The 25,066-nt window shown below is 52.6% G+C and carries 14 protein-coding genes; 4 read left to right on the top strand and 10 right to left on the bottom strand.

The features are described from left to right. Positions 1-398: 398 nt before the first annotated feature. From AUR64_RS01355 to AUR64_RS01320, 6 genes are all read right to left on the bottom strand, one after another. Positions 399-4,337 carry a helicase-related protein gene (locus tag AUR64_RS01355; protein WP_058580156.1) on the bottom strand — a complete coding sequence of 1,313 codons (3,939 nt, stop codon included), beginning with the start codon at positions 4,335-4,337 and terminating at the stop codon, positions 399-401. A 71-nt stretch (positions 4,338-4,408) separates the two neighbouring features. Beyond that, positions 4,409-5,176, bottom strand: a complete 768-nt coding sequence (locus AUR64_RS01350; RefSeq protein WP_058580155.1) for an Nmad3 family putative nucleotide modification protein — start codon at positions 5,174-5,176, stop codon at positions 4,409-4,411. Next, positions 5,176-6,054, bottom strand: a complete 879-nt coding sequence (locus tag AUR64_RS01345; protein ID WP_058580154.1) for a hypothetical protein — start codon at positions 6,052-6,054, stop codon at positions 5,176-5,178. Before AUR64_RS01345 ends, AUR64_RS01350 begins: the two co-directional genes overlap by 1 nt. Positions 6,055-6,132: 78 nt before the next feature. Beyond that, positions 6,133-9,018, bottom strand: a complete 2,886-nt coding sequence (locus AUR64_RS19775) for a DUF1156 domain-containing protein (protein WP_082230523.1) — start codon at positions 9,016-9,018, stop codon at positions 6,133-6,135. 2 nt (positions 9,019-9,020) lie between these two features. After that, entirely contained in the window at positions 9,021-9,662 is a 642-nt protein-coding gene (locus AUR64_RS01325; RefSeq protein ID WP_240479561.1) for a DUF7680 family protein, read from the bottom strand. Next, on the bottom strand, positions 9,659-12,967 hold the full coding sequence (locus tag AUR64_RS01320; RefSeq protein ID WP_082230522.1) for an ATP-binding protein: 3,309 nt from the start codon (positions 12,965-12,967) through the stop codon (positions 9,659-9,661). Before AUR64_RS01320 ends, AUR64_RS01325 begins: the two co-directional genes overlap by 4 nt. Positions 12,968-13,438: 471 nt before the next feature. On the opposite strand from AUR64_RS01320, the gene AUR64_RS01310 reads away from it, so the two are divergent. After that, positions 13,439-14,299 (top strand): hypothetical protein, encoded by an 861-nt coding sequence (locus AUR64_RS01310; protein ID WP_155120434.1) that lies wholly within the window; start codon positions 13,439-13,441, stop codon positions 14,297-14,299. 361 nt (positions 14,300-14,660) lie between these two features. On the opposite strand, the gene AUR64_RS01305 is transcribed toward AUR64_RS01310, so the two are convergent. Both AUR64_RS01305 and AUR64_RS20315 read right to left on the bottom strand, forming a co-directional pair. Beyond that, positions 14,661-19,706: a sacsin N-terminal ATP-binding-like domain-containing protein gene (locus AUR64_RS01305; protein WP_058580148.1), complete on the bottom strand. Its 5,046-nt coding sequence runs from the start codon at positions 19,704-19,706 to the stop codon at positions 14,661-14,663. Between the two features lie 169 nt (positions 19,707-19,875). Beyond that, entirely contained in the window at positions 19,876-20,808 is a 933-nt protein-coding gene (locus AUR64_RS20315; protein ID WP_155120432.1) for a hypothetical protein, read from the bottom strand. A 436-nt stretch (positions 20,809-21,244) separates the two neighbouring features. Here AUR64_RS20315 and AUR64_RS20310 point away from each other — a divergent pair, with 436 nt between their 5' ends. Further along, a complete protein-coding gene (locus tag AUR64_RS20310) occupies positions 21,245-22,222 on the top strand; it encodes a hypothetical protein (protein WP_205628355.1) in 978 nt (325 codons plus the stop codon). 43 nt (positions 22,223-22,265) lie between these two features. Here the strand turns inward: AUR64_RS20310 and AUR64_RS20305 are convergent, their stop codons facing one another. Further along, entirely contained in the window at positions 22,266-22,784 is a 519-nt protein-coding gene (locus AUR64_RS20305; RefSeq protein ID WP_155120428.1) for a hypothetical protein, read from the bottom strand. 222 nt (positions 22,785-23,006) lie between these two features. Here AUR64_RS20305 and AUR64_RS01295 point away from each other — a divergent pair, with 222 nt between their 5' ends. Both AUR64_RS01295 and AUR64_RS20300 read left to right on the top strand, forming a co-directional pair. Further along, a complete protein-coding gene (locus AUR64_RS01295; RefSeq protein WP_058580146.1) occupies positions 23,007-23,375 on the top strand; it encodes a hypothetical protein in 369 nt (122 codons plus the stop codon). A gap of 10 nt (positions 23,376-23,385) precedes the next feature. Next, complete coding sequence (locus AUR64_RS20300) at positions 23,386-23,625, top strand: hypothetical protein (RefSeq protein ID WP_155120426.1); 240 nt, start codon at positions 23,386-23,388, stop codon at positions 23,623-23,625. Between the two features lie 116 nt (positions 23,626-23,741). Here the strand turns inward: AUR64_RS20300 and AUR64_RS01290 are convergent, their stop codons facing one another. After that, complete coding sequence (locus tag AUR64_RS01290) at positions 23,742-24,848, bottom strand: HNH endonuclease (RefSeq protein WP_058580145.1); 1,107 nt, start codon at positions 24,846-24,848, stop codon at positions 23,742-23,744. Between the last annotated feature and the right edge of the window lie 218 nt (positions 24,849-25,066).

Below are 25,066 nucleotides of genomic sequence, written 5' to 3'. Positions count from 1 at the left end.
TCTTTCACGCGGTTATCCCACCGCCGTTTCACACGACTCTAGTACAGTTGTGTTGTAGTGTGTAGGGAAGTGTCTGTTAGCGGTGGGTACATCGGCTGTGGAACGGAGTGACACGGTCAAGGTTGTGGTGAATGGTGCTCGACTCGTTATTCGCGGCGTGAAAGCCCTCCAGTTCACCGATGATATTGTACTCGTGGGTGCTGAAGAAGGATACAGCCAACACAATTGCACCGGCTAACTGACTTTATCGTCGACTTTTCAGGGCACGACGTCAACTGCCACCACTCGATACTCCACTACCCTCGTATAGAGTGACCCGACAGACATAGTCGTCGAGAGAAATCACGTATAGCACGCTCGACGTTTTCAGCATTCTATTCTCGATAGCAGACGGTTATTCACAGGGAGTTTGTAGCTGTCTGCTCTCGATTTTGGTGAAATTCTTCACACCAGGTACGGAGTACGCTTACGTCAATCTCTTCAGCTACTGTCCCATCGTCGATTAGTCGACTAAGGACACCGTCTCGGCCCCACCCACAGATAATGGGTTGATCTGTAACACCCTCTCGAGACTCTACTTGGCGAATCAAGCGCTGGGAGTCTTCGTTTGTGGCACGAATCACGTTGACGAGCTGGGTCACCATGGGGTTGCCTGGCGCTAGGTGATGCACAGATGGGAATTCGTCCGCACATTCTGCGGAGAACGTCACTGCGACCATATCGTCTGCTGGTGCAATCGCTTGAGCAAGTGTCTGCTCTCCACCGGACTGCGGAAGCTCAATCGATGCTCCGTTAGTAGTGAGTCGATACGTGCTCGCTTCAAAGGCGAACTCGTCGACAGAGTCGAGGTCATCTACATCAAGTTTCAGGTTGTCGATTTGCGTGAATTCGACACCTAAGTCAACCAGCGTCTCATTGCCGACGAAAAACGCCTGCAGGCTCTTGACCTCAAACGGGGCTGGATACTCGTACTCAGTATCTCCAACGTCGACGATATCAGGATGGTTGTAGGACTGCCACGCATCGAGCTTTGCCTCATCAATAACGTCCTGTGCGACCAGCGAATCGACGGAGTCTAGCGATTCACCGACATCAACTCTGTCACCTTGTTCTTGCTTTTCGATCTGCTTGGAGAATTCGCGGTCAGCCTCTTCGACGACCTGTCTGCTCTCCTCACGGTCGGTTTTGAGGGCTGCATCTCGAATCTGGCGGCTCACCCCAGAGAGGATGGGCTGCATCTCGCCGACAACGTTCTCGAACAAGCCGATTCGGTCGTCGAGCCGATCGTAAATATCTGTCTCGACAGTATCCTCGTAGCTGTAGTTGAGGATGATGACTTCATCGAACCGCTGTCCGATACGGTCGATTCTGCCGATTCGCTGCTCGACGCGCATCGGATTCCACGGCAGGTCGTAGTTGATAAGTGCGCCACATTCCTGCAGGTTGAGACCTTCACTCGCAGAGTCGGTACAGACGAGGATATCGACGTGACCTTCGTCAGATGAGAACTCGCGCTTCACGCGCTCCTTACCGACCTGTCTCCACTCTCCAGACTCTCCGTCGTACACCTCGCCACCGCGGCCGGAATAGGTTGCGACCGTTTCACCGTGAATAGAGACGAGACTCTGGCGGATGAAGTCCATCGTGTCTGCGTACTGGGTGAATACAATCGCTCGGTTGTGACCCTCGCGGTCTAACTCGTTGAGATCCTCAATTAACTGCCCAATCTTCGGGTCTTGGTCAATCGCTGCGAGCTCATCCACGAACGACTCTAACTCATTAATCTCCTGTTCCAGCAGGTAAAGCCCTTCATCGGTAACGTTAGGAATGATCTCCGCGAGGTCCGCATCTTCGAGATCTCCTTCTACCTCATCGAGTGCTTCGGAGTCATCGAGATCATACTCAGCAAGTGTCTCCATGACGACTTGCGGGGTACTCGCATCAGGACTGTCCTTTACTTGTTGCTTACCTTTCAGCACGGTACGCTGTCCCCGAAGTTTTCGGAGCCGGTTTTGGAGACTCTGTGAAATTGCGTACACGCTGCTGGTGAGACGTTGCCGATACGTGGTCATCACGAACCCGATTGCACGGGATTCTGCCTCGTCTGACTGCTGAGCAAGTTTGTAGAACTTCCTCGTGTAGTCGTCGATGCGGTCGTACACACGTCGCGTCTCCTCGGTGAGCTCAATCTTGTGCTGTTCTGGATCACGGTCAGGAACCGTCGCGTCAAGAAGGCCGACCCGTTCGTACTTTCGAAGGGTGTCACGAGTGTTCCGATGGATAAGCGCATCGACAGGCGTAGATTCAGAGAGAACGTCCTGAACAACTTGCCAGCCGGACTCTGACAGCTCGTCAAGCGCCGCAAGTCGCTCGTTTCGTGAGTAGGTCAGCCACTCTTCGTCGGCCTTCCATTCGGGATAGAGAAGATACTTCAACTTCTCGTCCTCCTTGGCGTCGAACGGATCGACGTCGTACTCTTCCATCGAGGACTCGAACAGTTCGACATACCCGTCGTAGTGCTCACCATAATCGCTAGCGAGGTCACAGGCACGCAGGACACGCTGCTTCGCGATGGAGCGTGCATGCTGTTCATCTCTCACGTCAATTTCTGCACCAACAGAGTCGAAGACCCGATCTGAGAGACTTCGAGACCCAGAGATACGGTCCTGATATCGACCCTCTGTGAGTGTTGCTTGTGCGGACCACGAGTCGGTGTGTCCAGACGAGTCGCCCCCTCCGAAAACCTCGTCGAAGGCCTTCGTGAGTGCCCGTCGTGTCTCAAAGAACTCCACGAAGTTTTCCTGATTGCCCCATTCACCGGGGAGATCAAGCAGAGCCATCAGATCATACAGTTCGCCAGCGTGCAGCTGCATCGGCGTCGCCGTGAGCAGGTAGTAGGTCTGTGTATGATCACGAAGCCGTTCGAGCATCGAGTAGAAATTGCTTCCCTCGCGGCCGTTGTGTGCCTCGTCGACGATGACGGCATCCCAGACACCCTCTCGGTTCGCTGGTTGTCGGCCACGACAGCTCCCTGGGACGTCCTCCCGCGTCCGGACGTGGCCACCGTCCTCTGGTGCTACCTGATCCCACCGGTCCTTCAGCCGTGCCGTGTGCCAGGACATGATGATGATCGACGGGGCGCTGGCGGCGGTTTGTTGCTCGTGGAGGAATCTCCAGATAGGGCTCTCGACCCATGCCTGTTTGTGTTCGCTACTCTCGAGGTCGAGTTCTGATGCTGTAGGAGGAGTGTGCTCACGACCAAAGGCGTCGATGAAGGCGTACTCGTAGTCACTCCCGCGTTCGTACCGATACGTATTCAGGTTGAACTTCTCCCACATCTCCTCTTGCCACTGGACTGTGAGACTCGCTGGAACGAGCAGCAGCCCGGTTTCGAGTTCGTCGGTGAGTCCAAGACGTGAGAGTGTCAAGCCCGCCTCGATGGTCTTTCCGAGACCAACTTCGTCGCATAGCAAGAAGCTGTTTGGATAGGTGTTGACGAGCGTGTCGGAGACGACCCGTTGGTGCGGCCACGGCGTGATCGTACTCCCTTTCTCTGCGAGCGCGAGACCGCCGGGAGAGAGCGGGCCGTCAGCGATGATATTGGCTTTGTCGCGGTCGGTCGGGGGTGCTTCGCCTCGGGCGATCTGGATTGCTTCCTCAAGCTTCGTCTGCGAGTCCGGGTCTTTCCAGTCGATGAGCTCTTCCTTGATGGCCTCTGGGAGGTCGTAGACCTCGACGTAGGGGTGTTCGTCTTTCCAGAGGCGCTCGAACGTGTCGACGTCGCCGTCGACGTACGTCGACTGTTGGTCGACCCACGAACGATGGACCTTGAACCGCTCGTAGTTGTTCTTCCACCCGCCGACGGTCTCGTTGACGCTCCCCTCGAAAGAGAGCGCGTTCCCGTCTTCGTCGTGGAAGACACCCATCTTCGGGTGGAAGATGCGCCACGAACCCTGACGAGGGACAGCGACTTTGATGTGAAGCCGATCCTCACGGAGGAGCCGAGCGAGAAGTTGGAGCTGGGCGTCCAGTTGTTCGTCGTCCAGTTCGTCCAGAGATTCAGTGAGCTCGTCGGTGAGTGCCTCGAAAACGGGACGGTCAGTCGTGTAGAGTTCCGTTCCCACAACCAATCGCATTTCACCGTCGTTCTCGAGGAGCGCGTCAATCCCTCTGGAGGCAACCGCGAGCGCGCTGCTAGAGAAGTAGCCCGCGATTCGGTCGTATTGAATTGACCGTTCCAACGCCGGTACGTAGAATTCGTCAACAAGATACATCCCGTCGGCAGCGGGCTTGCTCTCGTAGATTGAGGACCAAGTTCGATCCGGGAAAGTCGACATTATGGAAACTTGGCTCTGAGTTCACAGCATTCCCACTTATATTGTGTGACGAAGAGTGCTGGAGAACTGATTCAGGTGCTCTCAACCTTGTTTATGAACTCATCCCCGTCCATATCCAGAATCAGTGGGAACTTTCGACCGATTCCCTTCTGTCCACCCTTCACGTTGAATTCGTCTGCGAAGCTCTGACTCACCTGATACCATGGGGGCTGATCAAGCCGTTCGCTGATTTTGATTGGAGTCCCTATTTTCGAGGTGGGACTGCATCCCTCAACAATTACGAGGTCGTCATGCTTCGGAGTACCAGCTGCGGCGAGTCGCTTAGCATGTGCGTTCTCAGGGAACTGTCCGATTGCATCGTGGTATTCGTCTCCGCCGAGCTGAGACAGGTCGTGGACCACTTCGACCGTCATGTACCCGTAGAGGAATCGGTTCAGGTTCGAATCGTCCGGGCCCTCTCTCATCCCGGTGTAGAAGCCGAGCACGTCCTTACCCGTTGACTCTAGATGTTTCACCAACGTCGTCCCCTTTCCACCCTGTCCTCGTCGATCACCGAACGTCATCACCTCGAAGTTTGGGTCGTGATGTACCGGATGGGATTCGATTCGCTCAGAGTCTTGGATCCAGTCACTATCATCTCCTCGGGGACTGATTTTGTCGACGAACTCGGACGCATATCCGCCCCGGTGTTGCAGCTTCCAATTTCCGTACGTGGATTCTTCGGTCGTGGGGTGCGATTCCGGGATCGGGATGTAGTCGAACGTTCCGTCTTCAGTCAACTCCAGCGCGGGTCGGAGATGCTCCGTATCGGCACCGACGCCGACGAGGACGACGGTCATCAGAGGGCGCTCCTGAGCTCGGACAGGATGGTATCCGTCTGCGACTCACTGGACTTGCGATAGGCTACCGTGCCCTGGCCACCGCCCACAAAATCAGGCCCATTTCCAACGGTCCAGTAGAACTGGGGCTTCGACCAACTCAGCCAATAATTCGATGTCGAGGCGAACTTCAGAATCGACGTATCGTTGTCCTCGTGATAGACGTGGTCGTATTCCGGATTGACTGTCGTGCTACACCCACACGACGAGGTTCCCGAACTGGACACGTGGTCGTGCTCTGGATACGGGGAGTCGACGCCAACTACCTCGCCGTCCTCGATGATCGCGTGGCAGTCGCCCTTCTTTCTCGCCCAGGAAGTTTCCTCGGACGACTCCTGCGTCGTTATCCGATCTTTCCAGGCTGCTTCGTCTTGCTGCAAGAGGAAACGGCCGTAGTCGTCCATCCCTTTGAACGCGTGAGTAACGAGAGCGACACTAGTGAGCCAGCGCTCTCGGCCAGCCGCCCAATCCGGTGTATCCGAGTCCGTCTTCCCAGCACAGGTGAAGACGAATAGAGGCTGTGTAGGATGGAGCACTCCGGGCTCGACTTCCTCGAAGTAATCGAAGAAGTGTTCCTGACGCATCTTGTGTTTGCAGCAGGTGAGCGACCAGAGGCTGCCCCAGTAGCTCGGAGAACTGCCACCTTGGACGAGACCCGAATCGTTGAGATAGTCGATCGAAGCCGCTGGGTAGATTCTGCCGTTAATCGGAGACGTCTGAAATTCGTCTCGTTCACCCGCGAGTTCTTCGACAAGCTGCTCCAAACGGTTCCTTAGATCCTCGATGCTTGAAGACAAGGATGCAGTCCCTCTCTCGGGAATTGCTCGTTGCGGGGCCATGCAGACATATCAAAGAGTGTGAAAATAAGTCTAATGTAGAAATTAGAGATAGGAAGAGCAGCCGGGGGGACTGCCTACTCAGTAATCGTCAATCCCCGTCTGCTGGGTCTGCTGACTGTCCTCGGCGAAGACGTTCGGGCTGAAGTCGAGATCGAGAACGTCTCGGGTTCGTCCGACAGCGAGATCGCGAGCGAGTTCCCAGTCCTCGTGGTCGTGTGGGAGAACTTGAAGCAGAGCTTGAAGCGTCGCTTTGAACGTCGAATCGGAGCCAAAGTTCCGTTCACGAAGCCAGTCGCAGCAGGCGCTCTCTCCCTTCACGTCGTAGATGTGCATCGCCGCGTGAACCTTGTCCAGAGCAAGGCCGAATGAGAGGTCATCAGGATTCACCGGCGTTCGACTGGAGCGGTTCTCAGGCTTCTCATTGGCGTTCTGGACCCGGTCTGTGTGCCCACGGAGACTCATGTCGCCCCGGCTCTTGCGCCAAGTCTTTGTACTGCGCTTGATGTCGTCGACGTCGACTCCGATACCGTACCCGAGTTGAAGCCCCTCGTCGTAGGAGAATGTATCTGATTCGTGGACGAGCCAACAGAGAATGTACCACTCCGTTATATCATCAAGGTCGCCAATCCCCTCCGCTTCGAGATATTCGTCGACCAGGACCTGGGTAACTGCCTCGCGTGCTTCCTCAAGTGCACGCCGTGGAGGAACTTTGTTGTCCTCGTCGTCGACAACCGGATATGCGTCAGCGAAGACGCGGAGGGTAGGACCGAATGCACTGATAATCACGTCAGTCTTTGTGAGACTTAGGCCTGAGTCAATTAGATCGCGTGCGGCGTTCTTGGCGGCCGATCGTGTGTCTGATTTTACGTCGTTCCAGAGTGTCGGGACTGCATTCTCTGGATCGCGCTCTTGATGGGGCTTTCGCCCCGTGAGCAGGAGAGTACTATCGGCTGATGCACTCTCGCGCATCCCTGCTCGCTGCGGCATCTCGCTCGTAATCGGGTGGGTTGACGTAATCGTGAATCCCGAATTTATGAGCGACATCGTCAGCGTATCCCACGCATCTGTTTCCTTATGAGTGAACATCACCGTCATCACGCCGCCCGGTTCAAGGACCCGATAGAGTTCAGAGAAAATCTCGCTCATTTTTCGCTCGTAGGAGTCATTAGCGAGGTCCCGTTTTGAAGAACCATTTCCAGCGACGCCATCGAAGCGGTCCGGATTCGCTACAGCTTCGTTCTCTTTATCAGTGAGACTCTCTCGGAAGATGTCCGGGAAGACATCATCAAGCAGTTCGCGCATCCATACGTAGAACACGTCCGAAAGTTCGGCGTACATGATACTGCTGTAGTACGGTGGATCTACAACGACCGCACTAACACTATCTTCAGCTTGGTTCAGATTTGCAGCATCACCGACTGAAACATTAGCTGGGTCTGAGCCTTCGGGGAGATAGCCCACAAGTTCACCATACGACTGATATATTTTGTCGACGTACGAGACGAAGTCGACACCACCGACTGAAATATTATTATCTGTAAATACCCGCTTGAAGGCGAGGTTTTTGCCTTTGAACATACGGCTGGGATATCCTTTGCTCGTGTCCCAGTCTGCCAAACGACTATTCCGGTCGATCAATTTGCTGAACGAGAGGGTCAGCAGTGTAAGGATGGCCTCCGCGGTCTTTTGATTATGTTCTTCCTCAATCTGCGGCTGGAAGTGATTTATAGCGTCAACATATTCGTAATTACATACCAGCTGTCGTGGAGAGAACAACTCGCGCCATTGTTTGATACCGAAATTACGAGGCTCGGCTGTTTTGTTCCCTTTCGGAATTGGTGTCGATAAGAATGTCGAGAGCTTGAAATCAGATTGGATACGATCTCGGGCGGCGTCTAATGCTTCCACATCAGCTTCATTTGGTGACCGGAACCCATGGTGGCCGTCACTTTTCAGATATCGGACGCAATATACATCGTAGTCAAATTCGCCTTCGTTAAATCGCTCTCTTACCTCATCATCCTCAGTTACAACCCCACACCTCAGGCATTCTGCATCGCCTCCTCTGGAGACCGGGCCATTATCAGCATCAAATCCACGGAGATCCTCATCATCTGGATTGACGATGACTTCGTACTCTACCGTTCCGTCATCTAATATCTCGGGCCGAACGACTACCCGTATCCCATCGCTTCTGGTTCGAATCCACCACTTGGTCACCAGTGGAATTTCCGCTCCACACGAACGGCATTGGACGTGGTACGTGCAAACGTAGTTATCGGGCGTGTGGCTTTCTCGGGTGCTGGGGAAGTATTCCTGAATTCGAGGGTTCGCCCTGTCGTCGATTTTCTTTGCCCAGCGTTTCACCTCGCTTTCGATATCACCTACTGCTGGAGCATATTCCAGCATAACTTTCAGAATCAGAGATGGCACTGGGTTGAGCTCGTTTGCATGAGTTGGGAGTCCGTATCGAAGAGACTCATAAGGGATTACGCCGCCCCCAGCGGTCGGATCCAATACCGACGGAAGCTCACCATCCCAGTGTTCTCGGAGCTTCTCGTGAATCTCTGCTCTCTCTGAATCCGTAGGGGACTGGGTGAAGGGACGGGGATACCCGTAGTGGCTTTCTAAGTTCCCACTTCGTTGGTCTTCGGTCGCCTTCTTTCGTTCTACGTATTCATTTAGACTGCCCTCGACCTCCCGATTGGGCCCAATTTGCATCCAGCGAAGCAGGTCGTCAGAATCGATGCCTTGGGGCAGCACCGAAGCAAGAATAGCGAGCCGTGATGCCGGCGTCGGTCGTCTTGCGAACCAAGGATGGAGATACCTATGGGGAGGGAGATACTGTGGATTTGCTTCACGCAGGTTCTCAATGCCGACAGTTTTCAACGGGAGTTTCCCCTCGATAGCGAGGGGCTTCAGAGACGACTCCTCCTCTGAGTCTTGAATTGGATGTTCACTCATGGTTAGATATGATCAGTCAGTAGCGTTCGCAGTGCCTTCTCACCGTTCGGACTAGACGGTGACCGACACTTGGCGTGCCAGTAGTAGCACTCTTCATCACTCATTCGCGCGATACCACGACAGAACGCCCGCATCCGGTCGACCCGCTGAATGGGCTTCACACCAAGGAAGCCCAGAGCCAATCGAACACCGACTGTCTCCGGGAGGAACACCTCGGCAGCACCGCCAGCGGTGAGTACAGACTCGTCTCGGTCTGCTCCACGGAGCGTCTCCCGTACCAGCGGGAGGATAGAGCGGAGCCGACCCTCAGACAGCCGTGTGACCTTCACCGCCGTCCAGTCGTCCCACTCCCATCTGTCGACCTCTGGATCGGCTGACTCTCCGAACACCGATTCGAACGCTATCGTCACGAGACCACTGTTGGGATTGCCACGCTGGAGACGGTCGCGACGAGCAGACGCCTGCGCCTCGGGCAGTAGTTCGTACAGTGTCAGCGATGCACCGTCGGCGTCGTCGCGACGGACGAGCGCGAAGGTCGGGCGACCCCCGTAGACGCTACTGCCAAACTGACCCGCCCCGATCGACTCGTCTTCGGGTCCAAGGGTCGTCGGCGCATCTGCTTCAGGGGTAGGGTGGGACGTCATTGCTGAACCTCTGCGGGTACTTCGACCGGTCCTCGCCCTTGAACCTTCACGTCGATGTTCGTCGACCCAAGTTCGTCCTGAAGCTCAGCGAGGACGTCATCTTCGGCGTCCGTAATCGGCTCCGGCTCGTCCATATCCACACGGAACTTGAGCTCGACCCGCGACGCGCCGCCGAACGGGTCCGGCTGATTCGTCACCCGTGAGAATTCGTCGATGCCACCGGTGAACTGCGCCTGGTACGTCGCACCACCGGCCGATTCTGTCTCGTACCGCATTCGTACAGAGACGTTTTCGGCCCGGTCCTTGAACGCTTGGCGTTGGGCGATGAACGACCCCTTCGACAGCTGGTCCTCACCACCGATCTCGATCGTGACGCGGTCGATTCCGGGGTCACCACCCGATGCCGCCTTCCCGAGTGCGTGGGTTCGTACCTCGTTGAATGCTCGTGAGGCGGCCATCAAGCTCGTCGAACGCTCCCAGTCGTTCGGCTGGGCACACTCGTCGCAGAGTCCACGCGGGTTCAGCTCAGCTTGACTCGCGACGGTCTTCCCGCAGTTAGCGCACTCATGTTCGATATCGGGCTCGTGTTCCGAGCAGAAGTCCCCCTCCTGGTCGACCTCGACGTCACAGCCGTCCTTAGCACACAGAATTTCGTCTGTCTCCGGTGGACGGATGGGATCGTGATGGACATCGAGAAGGGCGTTGATGTCGGTGTAGACGACGTACTCGTCGCCGACCCTCACGTCCGAGTCCCGGATACTGGTTCGGACGTCCGGAGAATCAGAGAGCGGATTCGCCTTTCGCCAGTTCTCCGGACGATCGTCCTCGTCGCCGTCCCAGTAGGCGAGTCCCTGTTCACCGGCTGTGCTGTCCCAGTAGGTGTAGCCGGCGTCGTCGACCATTTTGGCCACCGTCTTCCGTAGTGGCTTCGTGTTGAGGAGGTACGGAAGCCCCGGCTTCTTCGCGAACTGCGTGACCAACTGCTCGGTGGTCATACTGTCTTGCGTCTGCTGCCAGAGCTTCTGCTTGAAGAATGCGACACCTTTCGGGCCGGCGTCGGCACGAATCAGACGGTCCTCGAGAGTCTCCTCGACGGCGTTGACGAGCGTCGTCCCACCGTTAGCCTCGGTTGCGTTAATCGTCAAGTGGGTCAGGCCGTCTCGGTCCACGTAGTACAGGTGGCGATAAACTCCGCGGACAAGCTCACCGAGGAGTCCGTGGGTCTTATCACGGCGCTCGCGAAGCTCCTCAATCTGTTCATTGGAGAGGTCGGCAGTCTGCTGAGAATCGTCCAACAGAGCTTCGATTGCCTCAAGCTGACGTGCTTCGTCTATCGCACTCTGGATGCGTTCTTTGTCGGGGGCAAGGAAGAGCACGTAGTTCTTGTAAACTCGGCTCTGGGTCTCACCGCCGTGCTTTGAGGCAGACTTCTGGTACAGCGTCTGAATCTTCTCAGGAACTTCACTCCCGCCGTCCGAGACGGGCGCGGTGTCCATGTGCATCAATGCGAGCTGTGGCTTGGACACTTTGTCCGGGAGATCCGCCGGCGACTCGGGGAAAACGACTGTTTTGAAGCCACCAGTCCCAATCTCGGAGTGTTCCAGCCGCGACTCAAACCGGTTACGTGCTTGCGCGTCGGGCGTGTTGTCTACACGCTGGTCGATGATCCGAATGAGGTTCGGATCGGATTTGAATCGAACGCGTTCCTCGTCGTAAAGGTAGTAGCACGCGACGTTCATATCACCACCAGCAAGGGCTTCCAGAGCAGAATCGTAGTTGTCAAACTTCACGTTCGGGTGTCCGAGAGCGGCGTTCATCTCGGCCCGTGTGAGTCCAGTTGCCTGTTCGCCGTAGGCGAGACTGTGCCAGAGTACTGTCGTCGTGAGGTGACTGGCCAGCGGTGGAATCCCCTTCTCGGTCCACTTGCGGTCTTCGAGTTGTGCGTGTGCGGTGTCGTCCTCGCTGTAGATGTCTGCTGAGACTGCTGCACTCAGGTCAACAAACTCGAAGAGCGTCTCACGGAGTGTTGAATCGATGCTCCCGTCAGGTGCGTTGTCTGCCGGGGTGAGGTCGTATATTCGAACCCAGTGTCGGTTGTAGTGAGCAGGCTGGTGATTCCAGAGATAGTAAACTGCGCGAGCCAGGAGCTTGAGCGCCCCACGAGTCCGCTGGAACTTAGGGATCGTATCGATCTTTTCCGTGAGCGTATTGATGATCGTTGGATGGAAGGGATATTCTCGCTCCAACCGGTCGACGAAACTCGCATCGGTCGCTTCCTGTGGAAACTGTCTTTCACGATCTGCATAAAGCTGGAAATACGCTTCTGCAACTCCTTTCGCTTGCTCACGATCTATTTCTTCAAAGAGACGATGCTGAAGCACTTGTCCGACTTCAGTTTCGGAGGTCGGTGTGACCGTTTTGTGTTTCCGCCGTCCAATTTGGTTGAGTTCGTCGACACGGTCACGGACCGCTTCTGCCTGATCTTCGAACGCAGTGTCTGCAATACTGTAGACGACAGTTACGTTGTCAAGTTCAGAAGCAGTCTCAAGGAGTGAGAGAACGAAGGTAAGCGTGAGTTCTGAGAGAGACGTATCGCCAACTACCTCTGCGGATGCCGCCTTGAGATACGCAGCAATCTCGTCCAGAAGAATGAGTGCTGGACCGTCGCCAAGTTCGAACAACCCTTTCAGTTTACCCCCGCCCGGAGGGTTTCGCTTCTCGTCGTACTCTTTCAGGTAATCATACCCCTCTTGGCCATACAGTTGATAAGCAATTTCACCCCACATTGTGCGCGTCTTTGGGGCATCGCCTGTGTGGTCACTTCGCGCGGATAATGCGTCAACTTCCCCGCCAACGAAGACAGCAGAATCCACAGAGAGTCCTTGATCTACGGCATCCAAGTACGTGTTGCCAACTTTACTTGCGTTGTTGACGAGATGACGGTCTAATTCGTTAATATCGCTCGGGTTATTTGCCAGATGGTATGAGGCAATGAGGTCGTGAGTCTTGCCCCCGCCGAAGCGAGTATCCAAGCAGAGAATACTACTGGTGTAGCCACCACTGTCGCGACCATCTGCGGCGAGAAACCGACCCGCAAGATTACTCAGCAGTGTTCGCAATCCATCGGTCGGGTACGTCATCTCGAAGAACTGTTCGGCATCACGATAGACGGGCGCAGCGTTCTCCGGTGAGTGGGCTACAGTCGCCAGACTGGCCGCAAATTGATCTTCTTGAAGTGTCCCATCGAGAACGTCACCTCGAGGAGTACACGCATCAAATAAGCTTGGATGCTCAGACTTACTCATTGGTTCTTCTCTTTCTCTGGTTTAGACACAATGATAAATTCTTCATAATCGCTATTGTCGACAATCGCGTGTGCGATATCTTTCGACTCAGCGATGTCCACTTTGATCTGGTCACCAAGGCTAGCGTCAAACTTGTCCAATTCTGGCCCAGACAAGTTTATACGCCCAGAGTGGCCACTATTTTGCCCAATCGTCTTTCTCGTCATTCGGATAGTCAGATTACTAATTTGGAATATTATAACCTTTACTTAGACTAACTGGGTTGCATAGGAATGGCTGCGTCAAGAAATTCGGCGAGCGATTGAGTAGCATTCACTTTATGATGGTTACAGGGTAGCTAGCAACACACTTTGATTTGAGTTGAGAATCCGAACTGTTACAATAGTTAGTTCTCCAGGATCAAACAGTGTGAATGAAGACAGTACAGATTCCGATTCTATAGAGCATCCTCGGTCCAATATGGACATCGGTGTGATTTCAGAGGACTCTATCGTCAATACCAGGACTTCACCAGATACACTCGTCGATTTTGAGATAGCATTCTTCACCGTAATTCTCACGGCTGTGCTCGCGTACCCTGCGAAGAATGCTGCATATCAGGTCTTGAAGCTTTTTCTCATTGTTTTTGCTGTGCTCACTGTTGTACGCCGGATTGCCATCATGACTGACTACAGCAGCTCTGCGACCCGATTTATGATTGGATCAAAACACTTCATGATTGAAGTTAGCATACTTGGTATCGTGCATGTTATCTTCGTCTTTTCACAGCGTCTTGGCCAGCTTATTGAGTTTGTTAGTCCTCTCTGGGCATTCATACTTGGATTGTTTACTCTTGGATTCCTCTCAATGGGTCTACTTCTCAAATACGCTTCCGATGACTTCTATCAGTATCAGGCTATAGTTTCGAGCTATCAGGCAAACACAAGTCCTGTTAAGATCTGGCGTGATATTAGTCGGACCCAAGCAATCAACTATGCGAGGAAAATAGATCGGCCCGACTCCGAATTACCATCAGAGATCGTCGCCTTACGAAAGAAAGAGCCACGTCGGCTCCTCCCATTTCCAAATGAGACTGCTCAATTCGTGCATGGCCTACTGATTCGGGTTTCACGGCGTTCGTTTGGGATCTTGTTTGGATGGGCAGTATTCGGCAACCTTGGTATCTCGGTGATTCTTTATTTTGCATTAGCTCTGGTTGGTGGCCAAGTGAATTTGCTATTCAAACGGTTTGGGTTGGAGTCGTTTCACCAACGCCCCGGCCGTCGAGTGAGGCTTGCTGCTCAGAACATCGGAGTATTCTTTGCTCACTTCATAATATCTCCACTGTTCTAGTCTCAAGGAGAGCCTCAAGAAATCAGTTGAAGAGATGTCTGATTTGGAACTTGCAGAGTAGGTTGTCAGGAATCTCAAAGGAAGTGGTGTTCCCTTGGTTAGGGAAGATGAGTCACATGCCCTCGAGGTTGCTGAAGACAATATGAAACCTGACAAATCAGTTGTAGGTAACACATGAGGCATAGCCAGTAGACTGAATCGAGAATACGAAAAGTGGTATCTGGAATAATAGAGAGACGCATCATCGAGGAGTAGGTCAGTGAATCTCACCCACGCGATACAATAGATATTGGAACATAAATCCGCGATAGTCCCCACAGTCCAGACTACCTCGTGACCCTGAGACGCGTAGCTGAGTAGCCTACTCGTCCCACTCGATCTTCTGTTCGATAATTGGCTCGTCAGTGAAGTCGAAGCTCCTGAGATCAACTTGGACGTTCCGTTCTCGCTTTTCTCGAGTTCGGTTTCGCAGTCGGTGGAATGGCTGTGGAATCTCAAGTAATTTTGCATCACCACTGTTGCCGCTCCTAATGTTCCGCGCAACATAGAGGTAGTAATGTTCGCTCAATGGCCCACCAGCAGCCTTCCATTCGTTCCATGACAGTGATGGCTTCTGCGTGTTCACACCGGAGGTCTTGAGTTCTATACACCGGTCAATAACAGACTGACCAGCTTCATCGGTCTTGAGGGTCAGAACGTCGAACCCCGGCCAATCCGTCTTTAGCGGATTTTCTTCGAGACCATTCTGGTCGCCAAAGTTCTGGATGGCTGCATTAAGAATCGGTGATGAATCACGGGCTTCTTTGTATGTCTGTGGAGTATGGACGTCGATTACCTTTGCAGCTGGATTCTCCTCACCATCTTGCCGAAGGCGATTCAGTTCTGACTCCATCGTAATCGCCATCCCGAATACATCGATTTTGTCTCGGTATTCTTGGGATGGTGCAACAGCCGTCCCTGAACCGCCGTTGGTTCTAGCCGGCTGTCCTCCTGAGTTCTGACTATTGCTCTGTTCCTCATTCGAGTCGTTAGCGGGTTCGGAGTCTTGATAATAGACCTCCCGGTCTCCAATCTTAGTCACTGCACTTGGATCTGGTACTTGCCTCGAGTGGGCAGCCGATCCGGATCTATTCGGTGTAGAACCAGTGGAAGTGAGAGTTTCAGTTTCTTCTTGCTCTTCATTAGAACTAGGGCCTGACTCGTCTGTCGAGTACCAGCCATCGTCATGGTCTTCATCATCATCGGGTGATGGCTGGTCATCTTCGTCGCTGAACAGACTTTCTCGAGTCGACGCAATCTGGCCGTCTGGTACTTCGCTGCCAACTATGCGCAGTCGATTTTGCAGTTCAGTCTGGGGACTCTCGTTTCCAAAGGCATGTTCGACGAGATTACTGACTGCCTCGTAGTATTGGGGCACATTGAGCCGGTCAGTATATGCGCTGGTCAAGGCAGCGACAAAGTCAGTCTGATCGAGTGTTCGATCAATGAGGATTTCGCGATTACCATTATCGTCACGTTCAATATAGTATGGTTGTGGTTCAGGCTCCAGGTTCCGGCCCCAGGACCCGTCGTTGAGTGAAATCTCGATATCTAAGTCCTCAACGAACACCAGCTCTTCCAGGAAGGATTCGGTGTTGCTAGTGTCTTGGTCAACTAGTGCCGAAGAGGGACGGTTTGTCCGAAGCCGGAGCAATAGTGCAGTTAGTACCGTTTCGAGCCACTCGTCGGTGATTGTGAAATCTGCAACCGAGAGAGGAGGTGTGGAACCATCTGCGTAACCGGGCTCTTTTTCTACGACCGCTCGCAGATCTGTTGCACCACAGTGTGTTCCAAAACTAGCGGCTTCGGATTTAAAGAGCGAAATAACGGGTACTCCGAGCGTCCCATATCGGTCTCGACTGCTTCGAGACCTCACGAAGTAAGTCTCATTGGCGGGGTGGAGTTCGTAGCGGTCTCCAACTCTGCAAAGAAGCAGTACAGTATCCAGCTTACTCGCCTCTGGCAGCCACTCTTCTGCTGTGATCTCACCGCGCTGTAAACCAGGTAAGAGCTCAGCCACACGCGTGTAGAGCAGCTCTACAGCACCGCTCAATTCTGCTAGTTCCACGGACTTCTCGGTCAGCAGTTGACCAATACAGTCCAGCACATGGTATGCATCCGTTGGCGAGAACGAGTCCTGTTCGAGCTGCATCCCGATACCGAAGGCTTGTGCGAGCGGTTCGGCATCTGGAGAAGAATGCAACAATCGTGTCGGGAAGGTACCTTTGAGGAAAGGCAATAGCGAGTAATTTCGATCCAACTGTAGACTGAAGCGTTTCTGATCCTTCGCAGGAAGGCTCCATGCTGCAGTCGGCTTAACAGCACCGAACGTCGTGGGTACCCACGGCGACTGTCGGAGTTGCCAAATCCAGAGGTTCTGTCCGAGTGAGTTCAGCTCTCCTGAGTGGAAGACATAGTTTCTGTTGCTCCCTCGCCACCGGCTGTTCGTGAACTCTGCTACCGTAGCATGACGATGCTGAGACAATCCTCGGCCCCACCAGAAGACGAGATGATGGAGCAGCCGTTCCCCAACCACTTCGTCCTTAGCTGCAGAGAGAATCTCAGCAGCGTACTCCAGTGAATTAATCTGGAATAGATACTGCTGCTCTACATCAGGAATTTCTCGGTCGATGTACTCCTTCAGGTGTCCTCGATATTTTTCCCATTCCTGTTCACTGAGGCCTGTGTATCGGTGGTCGACTGGTGACTTCCCGTGGTCAGGTTGTGAGAGGTCTACTGGAGTCGAAATGGCAGAACGTGGTGGTCGACTGAGGCCCTTCGTCTTCTTGTATCGGTGTCGAGTTCCGGAGTCGGGCGCGAACAGTGGAAGGGGACGAATGTGTTCGGAGACACCGAGCCATTTGAAGAAGTCTACCCACTGAATGAGTTCCTTAGTTGGGTTCCCGTCGTCATCCTCAATTTTGACACCAAGGTGCTCCGGTGAAGCGAGGAATTTCGGGGCGAAACGTTCTGAATCAGTCTCTTCACTGACCGTACGGAGGAACGGCTCAATCTGTGTGTTATCCGGTCGACTAAGTGCGGACTGCCAGGCTGAGCTGAAGTACACACGATGGGCTGGATACCATTCGACGTCCGTATCTTCATCAGAGGACTTGGTCGGGAGAGGAAGCTTGGTGAGATCAGTGAACGGTCTTCGTGATGATTTGTACAACAACGACGAGTCAGGGCTTCGGTCGTTTTCGGGCGAATGGACGGCTGCCATGCGCTGAATCGTCTTCAATGCAGCCATGTTTTCGAGCGGAGATGGATCCCTCTTAGGGGTATTTGGCCCTGGGATGGATGGGCGTACACCCACATCAAACACCGTAGCGAACTGGTAGTCGTTGATGTCCCAAATCGTTTGAAGATCAGCTGTGAAGTCTGTCGGAAGGGCCTTGTTTCGTAGTTTCTGGGCTCGGCTTGCATTCGTTCCATAGTAAAGCTCGCGGGGGAGGAATTCCAGTGCTGGTAGCGTCCCTTCTGGCATGTCTTCTTCAGGCGGCATGAAGACGGAGTCATCGTCGTTGCCCTTGCGAAGTGCACGAAGTCGGCCATTCTCAGAAACTGTAACACCAATCGGGAGTACGGAGTGGCTTCGACAGGTCGTGTCGAAGCCCTCTCGTTCCTCATCGCTCTCAAGCGTCTTTCTGAGCTGGACAAAGTACTCCAAGACAGGGTCAATATGAAGAATACATTCCTCGTCATCCTCGCTGCGTTCCTCATCGAATAGTCCCCACTCACTCTCTCTCGTTTTACGGAATTCAGGATCAGCACCTGCTCGCTCTAATACCTCTGGAATGTCTGCTGCTGTCAGCTCAGAGGCACCGTACGCAGCCAGCGTCTGTACTCTATTATGACCGAGAAGCGATCCGGCAGGAATCTGGGGCAGGTCGTTTGGAGCCTCTGTAGCGCTCGCAAGCAGTCCAACGAATCGTTCTCCAAGTTCAGGGATTTTCGCAGACGTCGGTGGGACACAAACGTCATCAATCGCCACACAGTGATCATCAAACGCTGATGGGAGAAACTCGACTGAGCTAATGTGTGATATGATTTCGGAGAAGAGACAGTGGTCTACAGAGCCAGGGGTGAACGACCACTCACGCTTTTGACCAAGCGAAGGATCGAGTGCATCCAGAAAGCTCGCTGTCTCTGTAGCCGACTCTGTGACGAAGGGGATAACCGTCTCTTCGAGAAGCGCTCCGACTTCAGCAAACAGAAGCGCATTGAACTGCGCTTGGTATCCCTGTTCGTCATCATAGTCCAGAGTCAGGTTCCGGCGGGAGGTATCTGACTGAAACGTCCCAGTCACAAGTGCCGGGATTGGGCTTCGCTCCTTGGTTGGGAGGAACACGTGAATGTACGGTGGTCGGTCAGACGACTCCCCATAGACTGGAGCCAGTTCCCAGTCAGCGACGACGGGGTCTGGATTTTCTCGAACGGGGTCCGCTGCGAGTACTACGCCGACACTTAGTTCCCCCATTGCATCGATTTCTGGTTCTGTGAGGTCCGCTTGTTCGGCGATACAGTCCTGGTCTATGTCCGACCGATTGAAGAAACAAAACTGTCGAGTGACAGACTCAGTAGTCCCTTCAGTCGTGGTTTCACAGTCGAGTTCGACAAGCAACTGATTCTCGTTGCCGTCGATGTCCGTCCGTGTAATCTCCCACATCCGCTCCCATTCAGGACTGACTATCTTGATCTGTTTCAACTGTGGAAGCAGTGCCACGGTGTTGGCTTCCAGTGCTTGGAGTTTCCGCGTAATCGAGCCACGGTGTCGAGAAGGCTCCCGAAGTGGTAACTCAAAGACTGTCGTGTAGCCCTCGTCCAAAAGCTCAGAGACTCTCGTGGGTTGATCAGTGGAGTGTGGGACTCCGAGCAAAGGGACCTGACTGTCCTCTACTTCACGATCCAACCGATTGACAATCGTATCATCCTCATTCAGCAAGTCTGCAGTGGCCTCACGGTCGAACTGCGCGCCCGTAATCTCGTTTGAATAGACACGTGGATTGTCCGTAATCCCGAGTACCGAGGTGAAGCCCCGGCCCTTATGCCCGATTGTTGTTTCGCCAGCTTTTGTCGTTCGAGTCGTCAGCGTGAGGGCGTACAGGTCCTTGATAGAGAACGCATTGCCGTTGTTAGCAACGAGTAATGCGTCCTCTGTCAATTCCAGTTTGACCCGTGGGTCTTCTGTGTCGTCCATCTCGTCGACTGCATTTTGGAGCAGTTCGAAGATGAATCGGCCTTCGTAGTCTGCGCGGTCTTGGCGTTCAGTCCCTGCGTCGGATTCGATCCGGTCTGGATTGCTTTGGTATGTACCAAGATGGAGAGATTGGATATCCGCAATAGAGTCCGGGTCAGTGACATCCATACTTCTTCATGTGAGGCTGACAATAAATATCTGGGTTTCAGCGAGTGTTAGGGCCAATTTTTCCCGGACTAGATTGTTAACCCCTGTAGTTAGCGTGCTGCTCGCCGGACAAAGACGAAAATAAGCAACGCAAACAGAATCAACCCTGCTGAGGCCTCAGCAATCTCTACTAATTAACCGTGGTCTCAGTCGAATCCGTAGTCTGTTTTATTGACCCTAGCGCTTTATGAACGTCAAGATCGGTAGTCAACTCGCTTCGATAGTCCAAGTGGTACAAGCAGACGGCAGACGTCCCTTGAAGACTCGGCTGTTTGCCTTCATACCGCAGAATGCGATTATTCTCGCCACTCGAATATTGATTCTGCTCTCTAACTGGTTCGAATCCGAGGTTCCGGAGCCCGCTGCGGGCTTTGTCACCTAGCGCGAACACCACTTTTGGCGCAACTGCTATGAGTTCATCTTCTAACCACTCATCGTCTGCTTGCTGTGGATTAGCTGATGATCCCTCGGCTTGGAATTTGCATCGATTTGTGTACGCGAAATCCTTGTGAATTCCTCGATTGAGATTCACACCGCTACTGTTAGAATCACTCCTGTATGATCGTGCAGCCTCGAGTTGTAGATATTCTTCATACTCAGCCTGTCGAAGAGCATTGCCCTTGAACTCAATATCGTATTCAGATTGTACGGCATCGATAATGCATTTCAATCCAAGACGGACTGAGTCTCCGTCGTTCAGATATGGCGTAATTGTTGTTGCTGCTTGGACGACGTTTGCAAGGACGCTTTGATCAAAGTCTGTCGACAGACTTGGATAAGACCAGTGGATATCTCCTTTAGCCTTGTCCGGTTTGAGGTCCGGATTCGTCTGTAGTAAGAGGTAATCACGCGGGGCGTATGTATGAATGCGAAAGGCAGCGTATGTAGGGACATCGTAGTACGCTTCTGCGACATTCTCGAATCCGAGTTTGTGTTCAAAGTATTTGCCTGCTGAATCGTATTCCACAACAAATGGGTGGTCCTGTAAATGTTGGCGATGAACTTCGAGGACTGTATCATCTACCGCATCTGAATCCCCTGCAATCCATGTTGAGTCAGACATGTTCCATTACAACTCTGGTTTATCATGTATTTATAACTAATTTATTTAGATACAATCTGTGTGTTCAGGCTATAATCGGCTCTTCAATTGAAACGGTAAACAACTCCTTTGTTTCCCGAATGTGATCTACTTCATGATATTCCTTGAAGTAAACACTATATCTTATTGACTCGAAGAGGTGACAATGAAGGGACCCGCGCACGGAGCAATGGTAGCAGGACTGAGTTCAGGCCTTGTTACGGCATGGGTCCGTCACGAGGTGCGAAGGGAGTATAACTCGAGTACGGTCCCACCGAATCTGAAAACGAGACTTTCCCGAAGGGCACCAATGGCCGTTGCTGGACTGGGGTTCACTGGGTTGAGTGCGTTGGTAGCGTACAAATTCGACTTATTGGAGGCAGATATACTGCAAGACCGTGGAAGTTCATTACACCCAATGCAGCAAGGGAACCACCACAAGCTACACTCACTGCCAATTCTGGGCTCATCAATTGCAGCAGCACATCTAATCAGACACGCATCGAGAAAACTCGGAGAAACAACGGCCAAAGAATTGGGGCTCTCGGAAATGGCGTCTGATGTCATCGAGGCATTAGACAGCCTAGCGGACTGGATAATTGACTCAGTCGGTGCTGGGTCTATTGGGCACTTGATTGGTGATCTCCCCACTACTGGAGATAGTGGATTTGCTGCGCTCAAACTGCTCCGACCCATTTCAGACAGGAACTTTTCCTTCGGATGGGTTGCTCACAATACGGCGTCGTGGAATGGCTATTTGAAGGCTGCAGGACTCGCGGTAGCTGGCGCATCGTGGTCCGCAACAGGACTCTATCTCACTAGCTGGCAACCACCCGAGTCCCAGATACGAGGTTACGTCGAAAAGCTGGCTGAGTGTGACGATTACTCACAAGTAGCAAGTCAAGTTCTGGGGGATATCGAGCGTCTCTTTGATGATCTCATCTCAGGGGGCAAGGAGGCACTTTGGAACTCATCTTTGTTCACGAGTTCTCCGTCTGAGATTCGAGTAGATCCAGAAGAACACTGGTATCGAATGAACTTCGATCTCAAGCAAACACTGGGCGTGGGTTCTCTGGATCGGAGACAGTTGGTAGATGTGGGTATTCTTCCACCTGAGTTTGCTAAACCGCTAGATACAACGCCACTATATTCACAAAGTATAGACGGAGAGTCGGGCGTCACCAAACTCTCATCACTATCGGATCCACAGTCGAAGGTATCACTGAGCTCCGATACTGACGAGCAGCCAGCTAAACTCGAGAGGGAACACGTAGCTGAAAGCGATCTCGAATCAACGAGTCGTGGGAAGTCCCTCTTTTCAGATACCGAAACGGAGGCAAGTGAGTTGAGGAATAGTCCGGATGACGGCTCAACATCTGACGCTAGTCCAGAGTAGATAACAATCGACATCGAGTGTGCCAGTCATTCTACCGGGTTTCTTAGATCACAAAGTAGTTTTCTGCATTGTTCGCTACTGTCCCGTGTGCTGTGAGCTGGCCAGTCTTAGAGGGATTGTCATAGATGAGCTGGTTATTCTGTGGGTCTGCGATGACGGGTAGTACGAACTCACTATCGTGCTGGCCTGCTTCTCGCTTTGCAGCGATTCGCATCGCTTTGGTTACTTCAGTTGGGATGAGAAGCGGATAGACCCATCGTTGGTCTCGAGAAGTAATCCCAGTTGATGATGACCAATCGAAAAATCCAACGCAGTCGCTAATCGCATCTTTCACTGCTTGAACCTCTGGTTCATCAACTGTAAAAATAAAAACTACTTGCTCAATGACCCGTGTGAGCTTTTTTTCTCGCTTATAGAAACACGCTTTCGAGTCTACACCGACTTCCTCTGTGTCATAGAAACTCGGCTTCGAAATCAACCTAAGAGGATAGATATCTCGTTCATCGAAGTCATACGCTCGTAGTTGCTCTTTCACCGAGGAGATATATGAATTCTCGTCCATCGATATCATCTCTTGTCTGGCATATTATTTGACCTTACTGCATGGCATAATGATCAAACGAAACTCATTCCCAGGACCAGCGGTGGCTCAAGGCTTATTTGGAACACTAGTAGCCCTACACCCTTGGAAAAGCACCCTAGCCTGTTCGTCGACAGAGCGCTATTAGAAAAGTGAGTAGAATGTAGATACCAATTTATCAGGGCTCGATTAGCTACGTAATTCATGAACCAAAATACTGCAAAGCAGGGAGTGGAGGTGTGGAATCGAGAATACGGACGTGGAGTGATCTTGAAAACACACGCAGAAACAGACTCCGAGATGGCCTCTGCATTGATCTATTTTTACCATCCTGACATCACACAAGATGTCCCGCTTGCTTCGCTGGAGACAGCAAGCGAAATGCTCTCAACGGATATCAAACGCGGTTCATGTGGATTCGAGGTCGAAATTCACGATGGGATGTTTACGTTCTATATTGAGCCAGATGGCAATGGAACGGGGTACGAAGTCAGTTTAACTGCAGGAAATGCCACGCTTGAGCAGACGCATTTCAGCACCGAGGAGATAGTTCCAACATTTGAAGGCCCATAGTGCATTCAAGATGAGTGGTAAGGAGCTCACCTCTGAAATAGAGAGGGCGTGCATAGAGCTGTTAAACGAAAATAAGAGAGTCGTGAGAACACGTGACATCCGAAAACGGGTTTCCGATGACTATCGCGGAGCGGTTAATACAACAATTTATGCACTAGCCGGAACTGGAAAACTCGATAAAATCGAGATTGAGGGTATCGAAGAAACGTCAGAAGGGTGGAAGTATAGACTATCTCCATCTAAGGACTGAAATCAGAACCCCTTCTCGCGAAGAGTAACGACGTTGGTTGGTGCCTTATTCAGACATGATGAATTCGTTCAATTGAGGCGTTGACCATGGGACGTAGTCACAGTACGTGTTCTACATCAGATGGTATTCAGTTCATCAACTTGCCAGTCGAGCGCCTCGTTCCGTTCCCGGATTCGCTCAGTTGAGAACTCGCAGTCTTCTGGCAAAGTGATTTTTTCACCATCTCGCTCGTGAAGTGTCGCCAACAGATGGGCATCTGTGGTCTTGAACTCAGGATTTACTCGAATTCTGAGGTCGGTATCGATGGTAAACAGGCCAGCATCGAACGCCATATGATGGGTCCAATTCAGCAAGAACACGTTTGTAACGTCTTCTGCATACTCGACAGCCTCGCTTCGTGGAGCGATATGCGAAAGCGTCACGAGCGGACGCGTGCGCATTTCCGTCAGCACACACGTCTCATCGTAGAGCTCAAAGACGCGATTTCGAAACGACTCGCTGACTCGCACCCCGGAGGATTCGTAGCTGTAGGGCGTCCCCGATGTACTTGTCTCAGTGCTGATTTCTGGGTCAGTATCGTCGGCCGACTCCGACTGTTTCCATTCGGTCCATGCATCGGGAGCGCCTGCATCAGAGTCCGCAGTTGCTCTGTTGTAAATCCATTCCAGCGAAATCTCTGGAATGTCTAACACTGAGAGATGGTAGCGATAGTTTGGCGTCCACACAACGCCATCGTCGGTAGATTCTCGATTACGGTCGGGAGTCACGGCTTTGAGGACGCAGACGCCGTCAAACGTCACATAGCCGCTTTCCTTGCGCTCGAAAAATAGAATGGGTGCGGCAACGTCTCTGCCTGACTCTTTGACGGTATCGAAGTGTGGTTTCAGTCGTCGGTTGCCATAGAAACGGTCTTTGCTCCGTGTGCCGCGTTTGACGGAGTATTTCGCGTCACCCCAGTAACGAATTTCTCCGTTTTCTAAGTCGATTTCGTCAGGATAGGTCTCATCTTGATCACTCGATACGAGAATGAACGTGGCATACTCACCGGTCTTTTGGGTCTCTGAGAAGTTTCGAAGCGCCCGCATCCCCTTTAGATACGGAAGATCGCTTTCATCCTCTGGAATCGGGTGAGAGAGCCATGAATTGAATTCATCCTCGTCGCTGGTATTGTAGTTCCGCCCTTTGTCTCGGTAGCGTTCTCCGACCCGATAGATACGCATCATCTATAATATAATCGCACAGTAATGTTATTTGATTGGTTCCGTTTCAGTCTTAATTATGAAACATAGAGAACCACAAAGACGGCAACTGAAAAGTAGGACCACAATCGAAAGGACGACGATACACAGGAATCGATGCAAACGCTCGACAGACGAGTCTGGATGATAGTTTCTCTCAACGAGCAGCTAGCTGATGTCAGAGACGGACGAAACACCGTGCT

Source organism: Haloprofundus marisrubri, assembly GCF_001469955.1.
GTDB lineage: Archaea > Halobacteriota > Halobacteria > Halobacteriales > Haloferacaceae > Haloprofundus > Haloprofundus marisrubri.
This window is presented reverse-complemented; position numbering and strand designations above follow the sequence as displayed.